We start from the raw sequence: 16,636 nt of genomic DNA, 5'->3' as shown, positions 1-16,636 counted from the left end.
AAGTTGAGACCAACCAAGGCCGGGGATCATCCTTCCCACCCTCGCTATCGGACCGCTGGTTGAGCTGACGCAATCGATCTTCCAGCGGCTTCTTCTGAGCGACCAGTTTCTCACGAAGAACTGACTGCATCAGTTGGTGCAGTTCGAACAGTGATCGACATTGACTTCCACTCCCTCAGCATGACGCGTCCCGCCGCAGGACGCCTACGCCATGCTCGTGATCCGGGTGCTGGCGATCGGCGGCAGGTGCTCGGGGGCTGAAGGTGCAAGACGCCGCCAACTAAAATACGGCCCCAGCGGGGCTTGGGGGCTGCTGGGGCCGCAAGGGATATGCGTCTACTGTGCAGAGAAGCAAACTGGCCTCGGCACATCTCCTTGATAGCAGATGGCAGATTACCTCGAACGTACTCTCTCGAGGTCTACTAGGATCTTCCGAGGTATCCGAAAGGCGTACTCGCCTGAAATAGCGCTGCCATCCACTTCACGTCCGCCAGCGTGAACCGGCGGGCCGAAAAAATAACTTTCGGCGGAATGCGCTCGATGGGCGTTCACGGTCTCGGCGATCTGCACGAGATCAAGCATTGGATCTCGTAGGCAAGTTTCCTGTCTATCTCAGCGTTGTAATTAGATGCGGGATTAAATGGCAATTAAATGTTATTTGACTCTGCCGAATTTTCAATGATGGTGGTGGCGCAGGTCTCACTTTTCTCAAGGAGACTTTCTATGGGCAATTTAGAGAACGAGGCCGAAGCCGATCGGCGGAAATTCCTGGCAGCCTGCGGAAAATTCGCAGCAGTCACCCCGCCGGCGATTACGTTATTGTTGTCGACAACCTTGACCTCAGAGGCGATCTCGACGTCTGGTGCCAGGGGAAACAACGGCGTCGGCAACGGCATTGATCCGCAGCCCCCGGGAAATCCGCCAATCAACGATGGTCCGGGAACAGGCCCAGGAAACCCAGGCAACAGGCCTAATTGATACATGGAACCTCAGCCGAGGGCGAAGAGCATGTTACTGCCCCGAAGGCTGCCGCGACGAACTCGCCGGCTGCCTGATGGGTCCTAGAGGGCATGGGTGTCGACCGAGGATTAAAAATGGGCCAATTTATTTCGGAGCAGCGTCTCTCGCAGATAGACCTCGATCTTTCCCTCCGCATGGCCGAACTTCAGAAGCTCAGAGAAGCGGTGCATATTGCAGAGGCGCTGCAAGCGTCAACTGCGCAAAGGCGTGCCCGACCTTCGCCGAGCGACACCGCTTCGTACACCGAATCTCGATTGGCGGTTTAGTTAGGTCGGCGGCTTCACACGTCGAGGGGGCTTCGCGCTTGCTGCGTCGCTCGGCGGCTGGTTGAGCTGACGCAACCGATCCTCCAGCGCAGCCTTTTTGGCGAGGAGTTTTTCAAGGAGGACTGACTGCATTTGTTGGTGCAGTTCGAACAGTTCCTCGGTAGACATTGACTCCCACTCATTCCGCATGATGCGTCCCGGCGATCATGAAACCATTTGAAACTTCAGAGATATGGGAGAGAGGCTCAGTCTCAATGCACTGAAGAAAATTTAATGAGGACGGCAGACGGTCCCGACCGCGTAGCCCGTCCTTTGAGCTGTCTATCGTTTTCAAACAGCCAGACAGGGTAGTGGGTACCCGTCTGGCGCCCCGATTGAAGCGGGAAAGGCTGGCAACGCTTGTACGATAGTAAACAGAGCGGTGAAGATGAGGAACAATCGGGACTAGTTCCGCCGCTTGTACAGTCGGGGATTGAACGCGCCAAATGATCGCCTAGGAACCACTCGGCGCCCCTCCAAGTTTCTATCCTGTGTCAACTTGTTTGCCTTTGCACAGGGGCGTTTGATGAAGGAGCTCTCTGCGCTCGAGTTGGCCATAGCGTCAAGCCTGATGGCCGGCGCCATGCAAGCGGCAATAATTCAGTCGATGATCCGCAATCATCTCATTACCGACGAAGAAGGCCATGAGATCTACGAGCAGGCGCTTTTGATGCTTGAGACTAACCAGGTCATGACTTCCTCGCCAGACGTGTTCGAGGCCGCTCGCGAACTGATCGAGCAACATCTTCGGAGTCCGTAGGCCAAAAACCTGCCGAGACGCAACGCAGTTGGGCGCATCCTGACCAGGACTGCGGCTTAACCGACATGCAACTATCAGCGCTCCGCATTCGCCCGTGCTCAATGGTGTGTGCGCGCCCTCAGCGTCGCGGACATCCGCGCCGCATTATACGATGCCACACCCCGTTTGCTGGTAGCTATCTAAATTGCCGACATTATCCGATCGCATCCAGGCGCGCGGAGTGCCGACGGATGAAGCAGTTCGATGGATTCGCGATCGCCCGTCAGAACAGCGAGGTGGCCCATACTAATTTGTCCCAGAGGCACCTCGCTGAGGGGCCGGCATCTCCGAACGCCAGCAGGTGCAAGCCGTCCGCGTTGCGAACATTCCGGAAAAATTCGAAGTCCGTCTGTTCTACGGAAGGCTTAGCGAAACAAATACGTCCTTCTTGCTGCAGTGCCTCAAAGCCGCTTACCTCGGCGCACATGAAATCATCGGTAACTTATCACCGTTCACGATCATGGCGCTGGAGGTTCTACGCTCTTCCGGAACACAGCCTCATGAGCTTGCATTATCTTCTGTTTTCATTGTTTGTGAGGTTGGTCATGCGTCTCCTGTTTAGAATAGTCGCGATTGCGACAGTCCCCGCGTGGTTAGGCTTGCATGTAAATTCCGCTGCAGCTCAGAGCTTCAATGAGAGATGGTCGATCATTCCGAAGGCTCATGCAGAACCGGCACCTGAAGCACCCGACCAGACCAAGCGAAGTTCGCCAGAGCAATCTCAGGTTGGAGGACAGCCGACCCGGCCCTCGGACGATCGCGTAACTCGTCAATCTTCCAATCGCACTTTTTCCGGAAAGACCTCTTACTATGCGTACACGAAAGGAAAAACAGCCAGCGGCTCCACGTTCAGTCGCGATGCACTGACCGCAGCTCACCGCAGCCTGCCGTTCGGCACAAGAGTTCGCGTAACTGATCCTATGAGCAGCAGGTCAGTGGTAGTCCGTATCATCGACCGCGGACCGTGGGTACGCGGCCGTATCCTTGACCTTTCGCTCGGTGCCGCACGGACTTTGGGGATCACGGATCGCGGCGTGGCCCAAGTTCGCGTTGAGGTGCTTTAGCTTGCGTCTGCTGCAATATCAGCAACGACTGGAAATGCACTAGCGAGCGAGCTTGGACTCCGTAGATAGAATCAAGCGCTTCTAGACAGGATTTTTTGGCTGCTGCCAAAAAGCTCTCCCAGGTAGCAAATAGGTAGCAAGCTATCAGCGCGGATCAGCACGTTGGTAGTAGATTGGTCAGGCGTGCGATCTACGCAGGGGAGCCGCACACTTGTCGGTCTGATTTCCGCGTGTGCCGAGTGCGCGCGAGCGTTTGCTGGATCAAGTTGTTCAACTACGCGTCGATCTCGCTTTCGACCCTCGCGCCTTTCGCCGAGGCTGACGCGCCTCCAAAATTTGCCTGCAGTCTCGAGCCGGTCGAAAAATGACTCTGACTGGGGTCACTGGGCGCCGAAAGGGGTCAATATTCGAAGCGCAGACAAAGCAGCCTGCGACCCCGTGGCCGTTCGCCAAGCGGAACCGTTCGGCATCGGAGGCGTTTTTTCGCAACTCGAGAAACGCTGTGGGGACGCATGTGCTGATGCGAAACGTCCGAACTGCGCTTACGCTGAAATGTCCCGCGTGCAGCCGGGCGACGCCACATCGGTTTCTTTACATCAGGAACGGTTGCGACATCTTTCAATGTCGGGACTGCGGACTGGGACGCACCGACGCATCGAGCTTCGATCCCCTCGCTTACTATGACGATGGCTACTTTTCCGGCCGTCAGTCCGACGGCTACGCCGACTATCGCGGCGCCGAACCCGTGCTACGGCGCGAGTTCGCCCGCACGGTCGAGTTCATCCAGCGCCGCAAGCCACAGGGCTGCCTGCTCGAGATCGGTTGCGCCTACGGCTTCTTTCTCGATGAAGCCCGCCGCGCGGGATTTGAGGTGAGCGGCATCGAGCCGGCGGAGTCGGCTGCTGCCCATGCCGGCGATCTCGGCTTGAACGTCATCTGCGGCTTGCTGAGCGAAGCGACTCTCAAGCAGCTTGGCACCCTGGATGTTATCGTCCTCCTCGACGTCATCGAGCATCTGCCCGACCCGCAGGAAGCCCTCGCGCTGCTCGCGGACCATCTCCGGCCGGACGGAATCATCGTGCTGACGACCGGAGACTTCGGTTCCCTGGCGGCGCGGTCGACCGGCCCGCACTGGCGCCTGATGACGCCTCCGCAGCACCTGTGGTTCTTCAATCGCGCCAGCATCGCGTCTCTGGCCCATTCGGTCGGCTTTCGCGTCGAGAGTTCCGATTACCCTTGGAAATTCGTGCCGTTTTCGCTGATCGCCTTCCAGGTCGGTCGCATGCTCGGCCGCAAGATCGCGGCCAGCCCAACCGGCAACCGGTTCGCCATTCCGGTAAACCTGTTCGACGCGATGCGCGTGGTCTTGAGCAAGGCGCCACCATGTCCGGATACGAGCGCCCCATGACAGAGCGCCTCAACCTCGGCCGGATTCGTAATCCCTGGGTCGTCGTCGCGGCGTACAATGAAGCGCCGGTGGTCGGCAACGTCGTTTCCGGCATTCGCCGCGCCGGATACGCGGTCGTCGTGGTCGATGACGGCTCCAGTGACAGGACCGGCGACGTCGCGCTGCTCGCCGGCGCGGTCGTCGTCCGGCATCCGGTCAACCTCGGACAGGGTGCTGCGCTGCAGACCGGCATCGACTACGCCCTTGAGCAGCGTGCGGATGCGCTCGTCACGTTCGACGCCGACGGCCAGCATTCCCCCGTGGCCATCGCGGCGCTGCTCGCGGCGATCGAGCCGCCCGGCATCGATTTCGCGCTCGGCAGCCGCTTTCTCACCGGCGCGACGGTAAATCTGCCGGTGTCGCGCCGCATCCTGCTCGGCGCCGCGCTCTGGTTCACGCGCGCGAGCACCGGACTGCCGCTCACCGATACCCACAATGGCCTACGGGCGATGACCGCGCGCGGCGCCCGAGCGATCTCCTTGCGACAGAACCGAATGGCGCATGCGTCCGAGATCCTGCACCAGATCGCGCAGAGCCGCCTGCGCTTTGCCGAAGTGCCGGTGAACATCGAGTACAGCGCCTATTCGCTGGGCAAGGGCCAACGCATCAGCGATGCGCTGGCCATCCTGATCGACCTGTTTGCGCGGAGGCTCTACCGATGATCGCACAGCTATTGTTGACGGCCCTTCTGGCGCTGGTTCTGGTCTACGCCTGGTCGGCGCATCGGACGGTGCCGATCATCGGCCTGCTCGCGAGCTGCGCTACGCTCGCCGGCCTCTACTTCGTCTGGGTGCCGGAGCATGCCACCGCCCTTGCCGCCTTCGTGGGAATCGGCCGCGGCTCCGACCTCATCCTCTACATCTGGGTCGTGATCAGCCTGCTCATCATGCTCAACTTGCATCTCAAGCTGCGGGTCCAGCTCGATATGATCACGCGGCTGGCGCGCGCCGTCGCGATCGATCACGCCAAGGAGAGCCGGCGTGAGGCGGGCCCGCCGCGAAAACGTCGCCAGGTCATGTTGGGCCGAAAGGCCGCCGAGGCGTCCCCGATCGAATTGCAAGCGAAGAAGTAGATGCCATTGCCAAGTCCGCTGGCCAAGTCCGCTGGCCAATTCGCGCCGGGATTTGGCGTCAGTCGCCGAGCCCGCGACGAGTAGCGTAGATCTGGGCGAACGAGCGGCCAAATCGCGTGACCTCATCAACCAGCACGGCCGACGTGCCTTTGGCACAAGGCCAGCGCTCGGTGGCGATCAGGTAGTCGGCCTTACGCAGATCGGTTTCGGCAATCCAGTTGCGACGAAACATCATGCCGGCCAGTTGCTCGCGCCAGCCCAGGCAGACCAGCACGCGCGGTGGATCGCCCGCGAACCGGCCTTCGGCGTCAATTCGACCCTCGAGGCGGCGCAGTGCCTCGGGAGCCGCCATGCTCCAATAGTCGAGGTCGAATCGGCCGTAAGCGCCGGCGACGCCGCCTGCCAGACTGTTCATCGCGATATATTCGAGCGGATGCAGGATGACGAGCGTCACCACGATGACGGCCACGTGCGCGACCCCGAGGGCTGCGGGCACAATCGGGAGGCGTCGCAAGAAGGGCAAGAGGCTCGTCAGCCCGCGCGCGGCCACGATGGCGAGCATTGGGATCACGAACAATATGTGGCGGACACCGTCATAGAGCGTCGAGCCCTGCAGGATGAGCACCACGATAGGCCCGAACGCCGCCACGCTGACGACTAGCACCGCGCGCGATCCTGCGAGCTCGGCCGCGACTGGTCGCAGGCCCACGACGCCGGACCGACGCAAGGCGCTGAGGGCGGCGCGCGCCCACGACCCTGCAGCACCGATCCAGACCGCGATGCCGAGCAACAGCAACGCCAAAAAGCCCTCGGGCAAACGCGCCGCGAGCTGTCCGGGGATGTACCAGGCGGGCGGCTTATCGGTGAACGTGCGCTGGCCCCAGTTCTGGAATTCGAACGAGGTGTCGAGCGGGGCAAAGTGCCGATAGGCCTCGAGGAATTGTCTGAGCGGATGTCCAATCTGCAACCACGGCCAGAGCGCAATCGCCGTCAGCCAGGCGACGAGGATGGCGAGCAGCGTACGCAGGGCGATCTGGCGCAATTGGCCATAGCCCGCGCGGCCATGGCGCAGCAACACCTCGAGCGCGCACAGGCTCATGCCGCCGATGAGGTAGGCGTGCGTGATCACCCCGCCGGTGCGCGTCGCAATGGCGAGGCCAGTGGCAAGGCCCGTCACAAGGGTCAGACGCCAGCTCGGCACCTCCTGCCGCACCATCAGGACGATCGAGAGCGTCGACCAGCTCATGGCGAACAGGAACGGCACGTCGATCGGGGCAAAAAACAGGTTGCCGTACAGGTAGCCGGTCAGCAGGCACAGAATGAGCGCCGTCAACCCAGCCCAGTACCCGACCGTGAGCCGTGCCAACGGCACGACGGCGGCGAGCCCAGCGAGGCCGAACAGGAAGGTCATGGCGTGCCGGACCGTGATCGGGCTCGCGAGCTCAAGCGACTGCACGGCCGCAACGAGCATCTGAAACCACGGTCCATACATCCACAAATACTCTTCGACCGTCTCGAACTGAGACCGGTCCGCAAACGCGCTCGTGTACCAGGCAAGCGCCTTGGGGCCGTAATCGTCGGTGTTGAATTCGTCGGTCGACAGCCCGTAATCCGCGGCGGTCGCAAGCCCGATGACCACGGCCACGCCCAGCACGAGGAGCACGAGCAGCGTCTCGGCATGGCGAGCAGCAAATGCGAGACCGAGTTTCGGCCTCGCAAACCCGGAGCCGTCGTCATCCACCTGTTCAAGCGCCATGCATTGTCCTTGACCGGTTGCATGACAACGCACTGGTGCCGGCTGGAAATGTGGTGGGAATTCGCGCGGCGGAATCGCCACATCGCTACTACCACCAATGCGATCGAGCGGCGGCACGAAGAGTTTCAAGCGGCGGATCGACACGCGGACGCTTCTGCCATCCATCGGCCGATACCGCCGCCTGCATCATATCAGGCGACACCCAGCTAAATCGCTTAATCGGGAACGAACCCCCAGCGCACCTCAAGTGTTGTCCTTGGAATGGGCATAACACGCCTGAAAGGAACTTTGTTCCGAAGTTTCAAATCAGGTCTCCTAAGGCGATAGCAATGGCGATCCTTATCACCGGTGGTGGCGGATACATCGGGAGCCACCTGGTGTACGAACTTGCTGATCGTGGCGAACTGCCCGTCGTGATCGATGATTTTTCGTCGGGCTTCAAATGGGCAATACCATCCGGAGTTTCGGTTTTCGTTGAGGACATCGGGGATCAGCGGCGAGTTGCGCGGCTGATCACGAAGTATGGGATTTCTGAGATCATTCATCTTGCGGCTTCTGTCGCCGTGCCTGAGTCGGTTGCCGAACCGCTTAGATATTATCGCAACAACACCGCAAATTCCCGAAGCCTGTTCGAGATCGCAATCAAGAGTGGGGTGCGGCGTTTCATCCTCTCGTCGACTGCTGCGGTGTACGGGAATCCGCCGGCAAATCCTGTCACGGAAGAGACCCCCGTCGCGCCCGTATCACCTTACGGCTCATCCAAATTCATGGCCGAAACAATGCTGCGTGATGCTGCACGCGCTCATGGCCTACGGTACGTCATCCTGAGGTACTTCAACGTAGCAGGCGCCGATCCTGCCCTGCGCACTGGACAGGCAACGCGTGGGGCAACGCATCTTATCAAGGTTGCAGCGGAAACCGCCGTGGGTCTGCGAGAGAAGATGCAGGTTTTCGGCACCGATTACCCCACGCCTGACGGGACCTGCATTCGCGACTATATCCACGTGAGCGACCTCGCAAACGCCCATTATCACGCGCTTTCATACCTGCGCGGTGGTGGAGAATCCCTGACGCTAAATTGCGGCTACGGCCGCGGCTTTTCGGTCTTGCAGGTGATCGAGGCCATGCAGCACGAATCCGGAAACGACTTTCCCGTCGAACTTGCCGCCCGCCGGCCCGGCGATCCGGCGGAGATCGTGGCATCGGCGGAACGGATGCGCAATCTGCTAGGCTGGCGGCCTCAATGGGATGATCTTTCCCTGATCGTCCGCCATGCGCTCGCCTGGGAACGCAAACTTTTGGTACAAGGTAACGCGACGCAGCGCTTGGCAGCTACAGCTCTGCCTCACCCCAACAGCGGAACTCCGCCACCTAAGACCGTTTGGGTCAGCGGGCCTCGGTCGAGCCGCGCATTCCGCGCCTCGCAGGACGTCTCGGGGACGAACAAACAGGCGTGACAGGCGGCGCCCTGCAGCGGATACGGCCTCATCGTTACGATCGTCGTCGTGCTCGCTGTCCTCATTGCCGGAGCCTTCCAACAATGGAAGGCTCTGCGCACGACGTTGCCGGACGACATGCGCAGAGCCATGCCACGCCGGGGTACTCCCCAAAGGGCACTCCCCAAAATGGCCCGTTCAGGCTGATTTCGATTCTTGGCAGAATTGGGCACGATGCCGCGACATTGGATAATCACCTTTGGAGAGATGCGCGAATCGGGCGTCTGCGGTGTCGTCGTGTTCTGCGGCGATTATCCACTGTCGCCCATTCGACCGTCCTCGACGCCGATCGCTGACACGATCTGCCTGAAAACGGGCTCCATCTTTGGAACGCTTTAAGAGTTCAGTGCTATCAAGGCAGTATTTTAAAGCGGATTATTGCGATGGTGGAAACTCGGATTGCTCCACGTGTTCGCGTGATGAAGCCTGCCAAGATCGATTACGGCGGCGACAAGTATCCTTGTATCGTTCATGACATCTCCAGCACGGGCGCGGCGCTGGACTTTTCCGAGCTGCTCCGCATTCCCAATGAGTTCACATTGATCTTACCGGATGACAAGCTAAAGCTCCCTTGTCGCGTTGTGTGGCGCAAGGACTACAGACTTGGCGTGGTCTTCGACCTGTAGCTCGATGCAGCCGTTCGGGCTCCCGAGGTCCGGCTGCCCTACCCTTGTTGCCTCAATGGGCATCCGCCTGAGGCAGTTATGACGCCCTTCGCTTTCGTGCTAACAATTCGAACCGGACAAGGATAACTGTGCAAGCGGCCAGCGCGGTCAAAGCCATCAAGAGAACCGTCGTGAGCATGGCAAATCTCCAGCCCGATGATTCGCAATTTCTTAAACTCTGAACTATTTCATCCAAATACTTAAGAAAAAGTTAACATTCGCCTTCCATTGGGCCGTTGCTCAGCTTGGGGATCCGGGTTGAGCCTGCCCGGCAGCGCCTGCTCGATCCATGCGAAGGTCGGATCGACTTCAGCCGCGGTCGAAGTCCTTGGGACGATCGCGCCGCTCAAAGCTGCACTCGCAAACAGAGAGACCGCCCTTCGGGCGGTCATTTTGTTTCTGGCAAGCTCCTTGCTCTCCTTACGGCATCGCCACGTATCGCTGCCAGCGATGTGCCATTGCGGAGCAAACAAATGAACCAGCCCCAATTCGAGACAGCGGATCTACGACATCATGTTCGCGTTCAGGCTAAGCGACAGGCCATGGCAGAGCGCAAGCAGCTCGCGGCGGATGACGCGCTTAGGCGGAGGCGTCAACAAACTGAAGCAATGCTAATCGACATCAAGAACGCCCTCCGCCTGCTTGATCAAAGCATTGAGGCTGAACTACAGAAAAGTCCGACGAGAGATCCTCATCACTTTGCATTTCCGATGACGGTGAGAGCTTTGACCACGCGCCGTGAAAATCTTAAATCGACCATTACGTTGCTTTTGCTTGAGCTCACCAAGAGCGATCGCGGTCGGTAAGGTTGACTGGTTAGGTTAAACTGCAAGTTCGATTGCCGCCCGCTGCGGGGACGCCTAACGATCAGCCGCCGGACAATCCCCCAAGCGTCCGGGCCCACACCAGCAAGCCGTCAGGCGATCTCCGCCTGGCGGCTTTGTCTTGAAGGACGATCGGTGCACTACCAATGGCTCAGAGCGAACGCGGCCGACCGTCGCGCTCACGCCAAGTACGCCCCATCGACGTATGCCCCATCGACGCGATCCGAAACCGCCTGGCATTCCAGGTTGCCGCGGAGATGAAGAAGCGCCGAACGTCCTCCCCTGTTCCATTTAGCCCGGCTGTCCCTCGCCAAACGTCAATTTCACGATTGCTCGACCGCTGCCTGAAACAAACGACTGCGTACCTAGTTATTAATAAAAACACAGGGACGCCGAACAATGATCGAGCTGTCAGCAGGGATTCTTGCCCTGATTAGCGTAGGGATCTTCGCCGCCCACGCGCTGGATGCCTACCGCACCGACTAGCGCCGCGGAGAAAGCAAAACGTCGCCTGAGGCGCCGCGGCGCCTCAGGCGCATTTGTCAAACGTCGGCCGCCCGCGTCGATCTCTTGTCCGACGGCGGTCCTTGGCGCCGGACCGGTGAGCCGTGAGCACGGTCGATCCACCTTCTCTGCAATTGCTCGGACCGAAAAGTTCCATAGTTCCGGTTAGACGGCCGACGCATCCGCTACGGCCGGCGCAACTGTGCGAGAGCCTCGACGACCACCGATATCAGCGACGCCATGGTGTACGGCTTCGGCAGCCAGCCGAGCGGAGCGTAGGGCTCGGCGCGCCCGCGCGTGTGCACATCGTCGTGTGCGGTTGCAAAGATGCAGCGAATGGCGAAGTCCTGATAGAGTTGCCGTGCGGCGTCGATACCGTCGCGGGTGCTGGCCAGGCGAATATCCATCACAGCGAGAGTCGGTTGGGCCTCGCTGGCGAGCGCGACCGCTTCCTCGGCGGTCGTGGCCGGACCGACAACTTCAAAGCCGGCAGCCGTCAGCGCGACTTCGGATTGCATGGCGATCAGGAAATCATCCTCGACGACAAGAACCCGCAGCGGGCCCTGCTTCCCTTCCATGGGCCGGGTCTCTTCAGCAGGTGGCGACGAATTCCGGTCCGGATCGGATGGCAACGCAATATCCCCTGCGTTCTGATGAGGCGTCGTCATCGATCGCCGGCCTAACTCTTGGCAGCAGGAAAATCGAGGCACGCCCGCGAAGGGCTTTTCGTGACGTGAAGCGTTCCATGGAGCTGGCGTGCGAGGCCGAGTACGAGCCGGAGCCCGGACGAGTTCTTACGCACTGCCTCCAGGTCGAACCCCTCGCCGTCGTCCTCGACGCAGAGCGCCAGACGTCCGTCCTGGCTGGTCAGGCTGACGCGAACGGCCTGCCTCGCATAGTCCCTGGTGCCGTGCTTCACGGCGTTTGTCAGCAGCTCGTTCAATATCAATGCCAGCGGCATCGCTATGTCGTTGGAAAGCGCGCCGCGCGCCGCGCCACACTCAATTCGTGCATCCGGCGGCAGCAACTGCCGAACGGTTTGACAAACCGCCGGAAGAAATTCCTCCGCAGCGAAGCAGGTGGCATCGCTTCGGCCGTACAGCACACGCTGCGCCGCCGCCATGGCCGCGATCCGTGCGCTGGCTTCCTTCAGGACTTTGCGCGCCTCCTCGCTCGGTGCGGTCCTTGCCGCCGAGAAAAGCAGCGACTGCAGCATCTGCATGTTGTTCTTGGTGCGATGATTGAGTTCGTCGAGCAAAAGCCGTTGCTGGGTTTCCGCTTGCCGTCGCTCGCTGATATCAACCAGCATGTTGATGGCGCCGGTGATCTGGCCGGAAGTGTCCCGCAGCGGCGTCGGGAACGGAATGAACGGCACCCGCGTCCCGTCCGGCCGTTCCGCAACTGCTTCGGCGCCGCGCACGACGCGTCCTTCCTTCAGCGCAACCGCCATCGGGCACTGGTCGTGCGGAAGCGGCGTACCGTCGGGGTTGAACAGCTTCCACGTGACACACCATTCGTCGCTGCCGAGCGCGGGCGTCCGCCCCGAGAATTCGACTGCGGCCGGATTGAAATACGTAATTTTCCCTTGCGCGTCGGTCGTGTAGACCGCGGCGGGAATCGCCGCGAGCAATTCCGAAAGACGCTGCTCGCTCTCCCGCAGCTTGCGTTCGGCTTGCTTGCGATCGGTGATGTCGCGGGCGATCTTCGACGCGCCGACGATGCCCCCCGCGCGGTCGCGCACGGGCGAGACGGTCAGCGAGATGTCCACAAGGCTCCCGTCCTTCCGCCGGCGAACCGTTTCGTAATGGTGGATGCGCTCGCCTCGCCGTATGCGTGCGAGAATCCCGGGCTCCTCGTTTTCGCGTCCTGGCGGAAAAAGAATGGTCACGGGCTCGCCGAGGACCTCGGCGGCGGTATAGCCGAACAGCCGCTCGGCGCCTGAATTCCAGGTCCTGATGATCCCGTCGAGATCCTTGCTGATGATCGCGTCGTCGGAGGAATCCACGATCGAAGCGAGTTGCTGCGCACGGTCTTCGGCGGCGCACCGCGCCTGTTCGGCTTGCTTGCGGGCGCTGATGTCATGCTGAGCACGCACCGCGTAGAGGAAATTTCCCAACGCATCGCAAACGCTTGAGGACGTGACCTCCGCCCAGAAGTATGACCCGTCCTTGCGCGCGAGACGCTTTTCGATGGTATAGCGATCGATTTCGCCCGCGACCTGTCGTCTGAACTGCGCGAGATCCTGCGCGACGTCCTGTGGCGAGGTCTCGTCAAAGATGGAGCGGCCGAGCAAGTCGGCCGCTTCTCGTCCCACCAGATCGCAGGCCTTCTGATTGACGCGCAGCATCCGCCCAGCCTCATCGATCTCGATGATGCCGACGCCGACATGCTCGTAGGTGACAGCCAGCCTGTCTTCGTGCGCCTGCCGCCATTCATCGCGAGGCAGATGAGGCACGTCCAGGAAGGCGGACCGGCCTGGCTGGGAGAAAGTCTTGGCCGTCCGTCGCTGGATGTTCATTCCCGCCATCCCTGCCGAAGGGCAATTTTGCGTTACACGATACTCGGTGTCGGCACATGCAGGGACCAGCACGCACGACCGCTGAGCGCTTGACCTTGGACAAATCCGGCAGGAGAAAATTTGTTCCTAGCTGTGGCCGGGCGCGGAAACGTCGGTCTTCCGGCGCTTCGTTTCCCGCAGGATGGATCGCGATTTGATCGCTAGCACCCGCGGCAGATCCCGGTGAACCTGCTCACCTCCGGCCGCCCCCGCGGCCGAACCGGCGACTTACGCGGGGCCTTGCGCGCACTGATGATCCGCTGCGAGGCGGTTGGATATGGCGGCGTCACGACACGTGCGCGCGGCGGATCAACTGAGCCGTAGGAGACGGCCGGCGGCGGGGGGTTGGGGCGGAGCGGTGGCACGCTCGCGGCATTGCCGATGCCGCTGGGATCGGAGAGCGCCCTGGGGTTCGCCGGTCCGAACGGCACGCCCGATATCGGCGAATTGCCGGCGCCCGCCGAGCCGGCTGGCGGCGTCAGTTGTGCGAATGCCTTTACGGGAACGATCAGGCTGAGCGCCGCGAAGAGAACAAGCGCCGGATTGCGGGACATCGAGGTCTCTCCAGGAGGCTCCTACTCAACGAACATGTAGGACGCGTGTTCCCCAGCTTCCAGGCGAGCCCATCTTCGTGCTGCCCGCCCTGATACGGAGTAGGCGTCGGCGGGAGAATCAGTCCTAATCAAGGCGCGATCACGTTTTGAGATTCCGGCGGCATGAACCAGCCCGAAGTGCTCGATTCCGATATCCGCGCCCTGCAGCAATGGCTGCGCGCTGCCTGGCAGCAGCTCGGCGATCCCTCCCTCACCACCTTCGCCCGGCGCGAGCTGCGCAACCAGATGAAGCTGTGCAGCGCCGACTTGCGGGCATGCCTGCAGAGGGTGGCGGAACAACAGCCCGAGCCGGTCCGATCACCGGCCTCGCCCTATTCCAGGCCAGAACTGCGAATCCTTTCATGGTGACGGAACAGAATTAGGCACCCGCCGCTCCGCCCCTGCTCTGCCGGCCCGCCCTGTTGATAACCCACGCCCCTGTTGGCGAGCATCGAGACAGGCCGGCGTGGTGTGCTATCGGCATATCGGCCTGATAAACGACGGACGGAACACATGCGGATTACCCTGGTCGGTTCCCGCCATTTTGGCGTGACGACATTCAATACCCTACGCCAACATGGGGTCGAAATCGTTCGCGTCGTCGTTCACGACGGCGAGGACCGGCTTGCCGCCGCGGCGCGGGCCGCCGGGGTTGACGTCGTGGTGCAGGCCGATCCGAAGCGCGTGATCGCCTCCGAAATCGCAGCAGCGACCGACCTGATCGTCACTGCACACAGCCATGCCCGCGTCACCAGGGAGGCGCTGGCCACGGCCAAACTCGGCGGCATTGGTTATCACCCCTCGCTGCTGCCTCGGCATCGCGGCATCGCCGCAGTCGAATGGACCATCAAGGAAGGCGATCCGATCGCTGGCGGTACCATCTACCATCTCGCCGACCGGATGGATGCCGGCGCGATCGCCGCGCAGGAATGGGTGTTCGTCAAAAAAGGGGAAACCGCCCGAGAGCTCTGGGAGCGAGCGCTGGCGCCGCTTGGCCAGAAATTGTTGGCCGATGTCATTTACCACGCCAAAGCCCACGGCAGCCTGCCGGCCACGCCCCAGGATGAGGAATTTGCCACCAAGGCACCGAGCCTGACCGACGCCAAGCATTGATCTCTACCATCATACCACAAAACGCTGTAATCCGCCGCAATCGCGACAAAACTGCGAATTTTTCCGTTCCTCCACCGGAACCAGATTCACCTTGATGTGTTTGAGATCGCGGGAACATTCCTCAGTGCTGCGACGCACCCAAGTTTGGACACATTGTGGCCAGATAAGGCGCGCCATCACACACATCGCAAGGATTTGATTCATGCGCGCCAACCGCATCCGCAACCTGCTTTTTGTTTCGTTGCTTGCTTCCGCCGCCACCTTCGCCAGCGCTCCCGCCTCCGCCCAGAATCCCTATGACGGCCTTTGGCAGGTGACCGTTGTCACAAAAACGGGCAGTTGCGATGCGCAGACTACCTCCACCGTGAATGTCACCGGCGGCAAGATTTCGGGCGGTCCGGTTTCCGGCAGCGTCGGCAGCGGGGGACTTGTACGAGTCTCGATCAATGGTGCATATGCGAACGGTCAACTCAGTGGCAACTCCGGATCGGGGAAATGGAATGGGGCTTCAGCTGGTGTCGCATGTAGCGGTCGATGGGAAGCGTCCCGTCAGTAAGGCAACCCCGACTTTTAAATCTTCTGCCAAAGCGCGGCGGCTGACATTCGCAGCCGTCGCTTTTTTTATGACGGCCTTTTTAATGGCGGCCTTGGCCACCACCACGAGCCACGCACAGTCCAGCACGTTCGCCGGCATGGCCGGCACATGGTCCGGTCCCGGCACGGTGACGCTGGATGACGGTTCGAGCGAGCGGATCCGCTGCCGCTCCACCTACAAGGTGATCGGGGCCAGCATGGAAATGGCCCTCACCTGCGCCAGCGACGCCTACAGGTTCAACCTGCAAGCGGCGGTGGTCGCAGCCGGAGGCGAAGTCAGCGGCACCTGGAGCGAAACCAGCCGGAATATCGGCGGCAGCATCCAGGGCCGCGGGGCTAACGGCAGTTTCCAGGTGATCGCCCAAGCGGCCGGATTCGCCGCCAACATCTCGCTGAAGACCACCGGCAGCAAGCAGCACATCGCCCTGAGGGCAGACAGCGTGTTCCGCGCCGCCAATATTTCGCTATCGAAGTAGATTAATCCCCCTTCAACTGTCATCGCCTGGGAAAGCGGGCGATCCAGTATTCCAGAGACGTCACGGCTTGAAGGGATGGGCCGCGGCGTACTGGATCGCCCGCGTTCGCGGGCGACGACAAGTGTGTATGTCGCTCACCCCAGCTCTTAACTCGTCTTCGGCTTTTCGAGCTTCGCCGCGGTCTCCTTGATCGTCTTGGCGATCAGCAAGGCCTGCTCCTTGTTGAAGGCAAAGTCCTGCACGCCGCGGTGCGTGGTCAGCGACAGCACCATGATGTCGGGCTGGTGCTCGGGCCAGCCGGTTGCGAAGGCGGTCACGAAATCTGCAGAGGTCGATCGAGTAGTGGTCATT

19 protein-coding genes and 1 pseudogene are annotated in these 16,636 nt (G+C 61.0%); 14 read left to right on the top strand and 6 right to left on the bottom strand.

What is annotated here, in order from left to right:
* The first annotated feature begins 723 nt into the window (after nucleotides 1-723).
* Together LMTR3_RS40365 and LMTR3_RS38970 are read left to right on the top strand one after the other, a co-directional pair.
* On the top strand, nucleotides 724-978 hold the full coding sequence (locus tag LMTR3_RS40365) for a hypothetical protein (RefSeq protein WP_245319981.1): 255 nt from the start codon (nucleotides 724-726) through the stop codon (nucleotides 976-978).
* Between the two features lie 116 nt (nucleotides 979-1,094).
* A complete protein-coding gene (locus LMTR3_RS38970; RefSeq protein ID WP_065747326.1) occupies nucleotides 1,095-1,286 on the top strand; it encodes a hypothetical protein in 192 nt (63 codons plus the stop codon).
* On the opposite strand, the gene LMTR3_RS38655 is transcribed toward LMTR3_RS38970, so the two are convergent.
* Nucleotides 1,287-1,454: a hypothetical protein gene (locus tag LMTR3_RS38655; protein WP_176721973.1), complete on the bottom strand. Its 168-nt coding sequence runs from the start codon at nucleotides 1,452-1,454 to the stop codon at nucleotides 1,287-1,289.
* 397 nt (nucleotides 1,455-1,851) lie between these two features.
* Here LMTR3_RS38655 and LMTR3_RS23455 point away from each other — a divergent pair, with 397 nt between their 5' ends.
* The 5 genes from LMTR3_RS23455 to LMTR3_RS23435 all read left to right on the top strand — a co-directional run bounded on the left by LMTR3_RS23455 (nucleotide 1,852) and on the right by LMTR3_RS23435 (nucleotide 5,707).
* The gene (locus LMTR3_RS23455) at nucleotides 1,852-2,085 is read left to right on the top strand and encodes a hypothetical protein (RefSeq protein ID WP_057845340.1); all 234 of its coding nucleotides are present in this window, start codon (nucleotides 1,852-1,854) and stop codon (nucleotides 2,083-2,085) included.
* Nucleotides 2,086-2,150: 65 nt separating this feature from the next.
* Nucleotides 2,151-3,188, top strand: coding sequence for a septal ring lytic transglycosylase RlpA family protein (locus LMTR3_RS40080; RefSeq protein WP_084029770.1), 1,038 nt, complete (start codon nucleotides 2,151-2,153; stop codon nucleotides 3,186-3,188).
* A 520-nt stretch (nucleotides 3,189-3,708) separates the two neighbouring features.
* Nucleotides 3,709-4,596, top strand: coding sequence for a class I SAM-dependent methyltransferase (locus LMTR3_RS23445; protein WP_176721971.1), 888 nt, complete (start codon nucleotides 3,709-3,711; stop codon nucleotides 4,594-4,596).
* Nucleotides 4,572-5,297 (top strand): glycosyltransferase family 2 protein, encoded by a 726-nt coding sequence (locus tag LMTR3_RS23440; protein ID WP_245319978.1) that lies wholly within the window; start codon nucleotides 4,572-4,574, stop codon nucleotides 5,295-5,297. Before LMTR3_RS23445 ends, LMTR3_RS23440 begins: the two co-directional genes overlap by 25 nt.
* On the top strand, nucleotides 5,294-5,707 hold the full coding sequence (locus tag LMTR3_RS23435; protein ID WP_065747321.1) for a DUF2304 domain-containing protein: 414 nt from the start codon (nucleotides 5,294-5,296) through the stop codon (nucleotides 5,705-5,707). The genes LMTR3_RS23440 and LMTR3_RS23435 overlap by 4 nt, the downstream gene beginning before the upstream one ends.
* A gap of 58 nt (nucleotides 5,708-5,765) precedes the next feature.
* Here LMTR3_RS23435 and LMTR3_RS23430 read toward each other — a convergent pair whose 3' ends face one another.
* Nucleotides 5,766-7,463, bottom strand: a complete 1,698-nt coding sequence (locus LMTR3_RS23430; RefSeq protein ID WP_065747320.1) for a glycosyltransferase family protein — start codon at nucleotides 7,461-7,463, stop codon at nucleotides 5,766-5,768.
* 329 nt (nucleotides 7,464-7,792) lie between these two features.
* Here LMTR3_RS23430 and galE point away from each other — a divergent pair, with 329 nt between their 5' ends.
* The 3 genes from galE to LMTR3_RS23415 all read left to right on the top strand — a co-directional run bounded on the left by galE (nucleotide 7,793) and on the right by LMTR3_RS23415 (nucleotide 10,430).
* On the top strand, nucleotides 7,793-8,920 hold the full coding sequence (gene galE, locus LMTR3_RS23425; RefSeq protein ID WP_065747319.1) for a UDP-glucose 4-epimerase GalE: 1,128 nt from the start codon (nucleotides 7,793-7,795) through the stop codon (nucleotides 8,918-8,920).
* A gap of 422 nt (nucleotides 8,921-9,342) precedes the next feature.
* Nucleotides 9,343-9,585, top strand: a complete 243-nt coding sequence (locus LMTR3_RS23420; RefSeq protein WP_065747318.1) for a PilZ domain-containing protein — start codon at nucleotides 9,343-9,345, stop codon at nucleotides 9,583-9,585.
* Between the two features lie 512 nt (nucleotides 9,586-10,097).
* The gene (locus LMTR3_RS23415) at nucleotides 10,098-10,430 is read left to right on the top strand and encodes a hypothetical protein (protein ID WP_065747317.1); all 333 of its coding nucleotides are present in this window, start codon (nucleotides 10,098-10,100) and stop codon (nucleotides 10,428-10,430) included.
* A gap of 707 nt (nucleotides 10,431-11,137) precedes the next feature.
* On the opposite strand, the gene LMTR3_RS23410 is transcribed toward LMTR3_RS23415, so the two are convergent.
* From LMTR3_RS23410 to LMTR3_RS23400, 3 genes and pseudogenes are all read right to left on the bottom strand, one after another.
* Complete coding sequence (locus LMTR3_RS23410; protein WP_065747316.1) at nucleotides 11,138-11,620, bottom strand: response regulator; 483 nt, start codon at nucleotides 11,618-11,620, stop codon at nucleotides 11,138-11,140.
* 11 nt (nucleotides 11,621-11,631) lie between these two features.
* Nucleotides 11,632-13,389: pseudogene (locus LMTR3_RS23405) on the bottom strand (PAS domain S-box protein); the annotation flags it as partial.
* A gap of 281 nt (nucleotides 13,390-13,670) precedes the next feature.
* On the bottom strand, nucleotides 13,671-14,063 hold the full coding sequence (locus LMTR3_RS23400; RefSeq protein WP_065747314.1) for a hypothetical protein: 393 nt from the start codon (nucleotides 14,061-14,063) through the stop codon (nucleotides 13,671-13,673).
* A 162-nt stretch (nucleotides 14,064-14,225) separates the two neighbouring features.
* Between LMTR3_RS23400 and LMTR3_RS23395 the strand changes: the two genes are divergently transcribed.
* The 4 genes from LMTR3_RS23395 to LMTR3_RS23385 all read left to right on the top strand — a co-directional run bounded on the left by LMTR3_RS23395 (nucleotide 14,226) and on the right by LMTR3_RS23385 (nucleotide 16,285).
* Nucleotides 14,226-14,471: a hypothetical protein gene (locus LMTR3_RS23395; RefSeq protein ID WP_065747313.1), complete on the top strand. Its 246-nt coding sequence runs from the start codon at nucleotides 14,226-14,228 to the stop codon at nucleotides 14,469-14,471.
* Nucleotides 14,472-14,615: 144 nt separating this feature from the next.
* A complete protein-coding gene (locus tag LMTR3_RS23390; RefSeq protein WP_065747312.1) occupies nucleotides 14,616-15,215 on the top strand; it encodes a formyltransferase family protein in 600 nt (199 codons plus the stop codon).
* A 202-nt stretch (nucleotides 15,216-15,417) separates the two neighbouring features.
* Nucleotides 15,418-15,771 carry a hypothetical protein gene (locus LMTR3_RS36770; RefSeq protein ID WP_084029768.1) on the top strand — a complete coding sequence of 118 codons (354 nt, stop codon included), beginning with the start codon at nucleotides 15,418-15,420 and terminating at the stop codon, nucleotides 15,769-15,771.
* Nucleotides 15,716-16,285 (top strand): hypothetical protein, encoded by a 570-nt coding sequence (locus LMTR3_RS23385; RefSeq protein ID WP_065747311.1) that lies wholly within the window; start codon nucleotides 15,716-15,718, stop codon nucleotides 16,283-16,285. The genes LMTR3_RS36770 and LMTR3_RS23385 overlap by 56 nt, the downstream gene beginning before the upstream one ends.
* A 146-nt stretch (nucleotides 16,286-16,431) precedes the next feature.
* Here LMTR3_RS23385 and LMTR3_RS23380 read toward each other — a convergent pair whose 3' ends face one another.
* The gene (locus LMTR3_RS23380) at nucleotides 16,432-16,635 is read right to left on the bottom strand and encodes a hypothetical protein (RefSeq protein WP_065747310.1); all 204 of its coding nucleotides are present in this window, start codon (nucleotides 16,633-16,635) and stop codon (nucleotides 16,432-16,434) included.
* Nucleotide 16,636 lies beyond the last annotated feature (1 nt).

It is taken from the genome of Bradyrhizobium sp. LMTR 3 (genome assembly GCF_001693485.1).
Classification (GTDB): domain Bacteria; phylum Pseudomonadota; class Alphaproteobacteria; order Rhizobiales; family Xanthobacteraceae; genus Bradyrhizobium.
The sequence above is the reverse complement of the archived record's forward strand: the minus strand, read 5'-3'. Positions and strand labels throughout refer to the sequence as shown.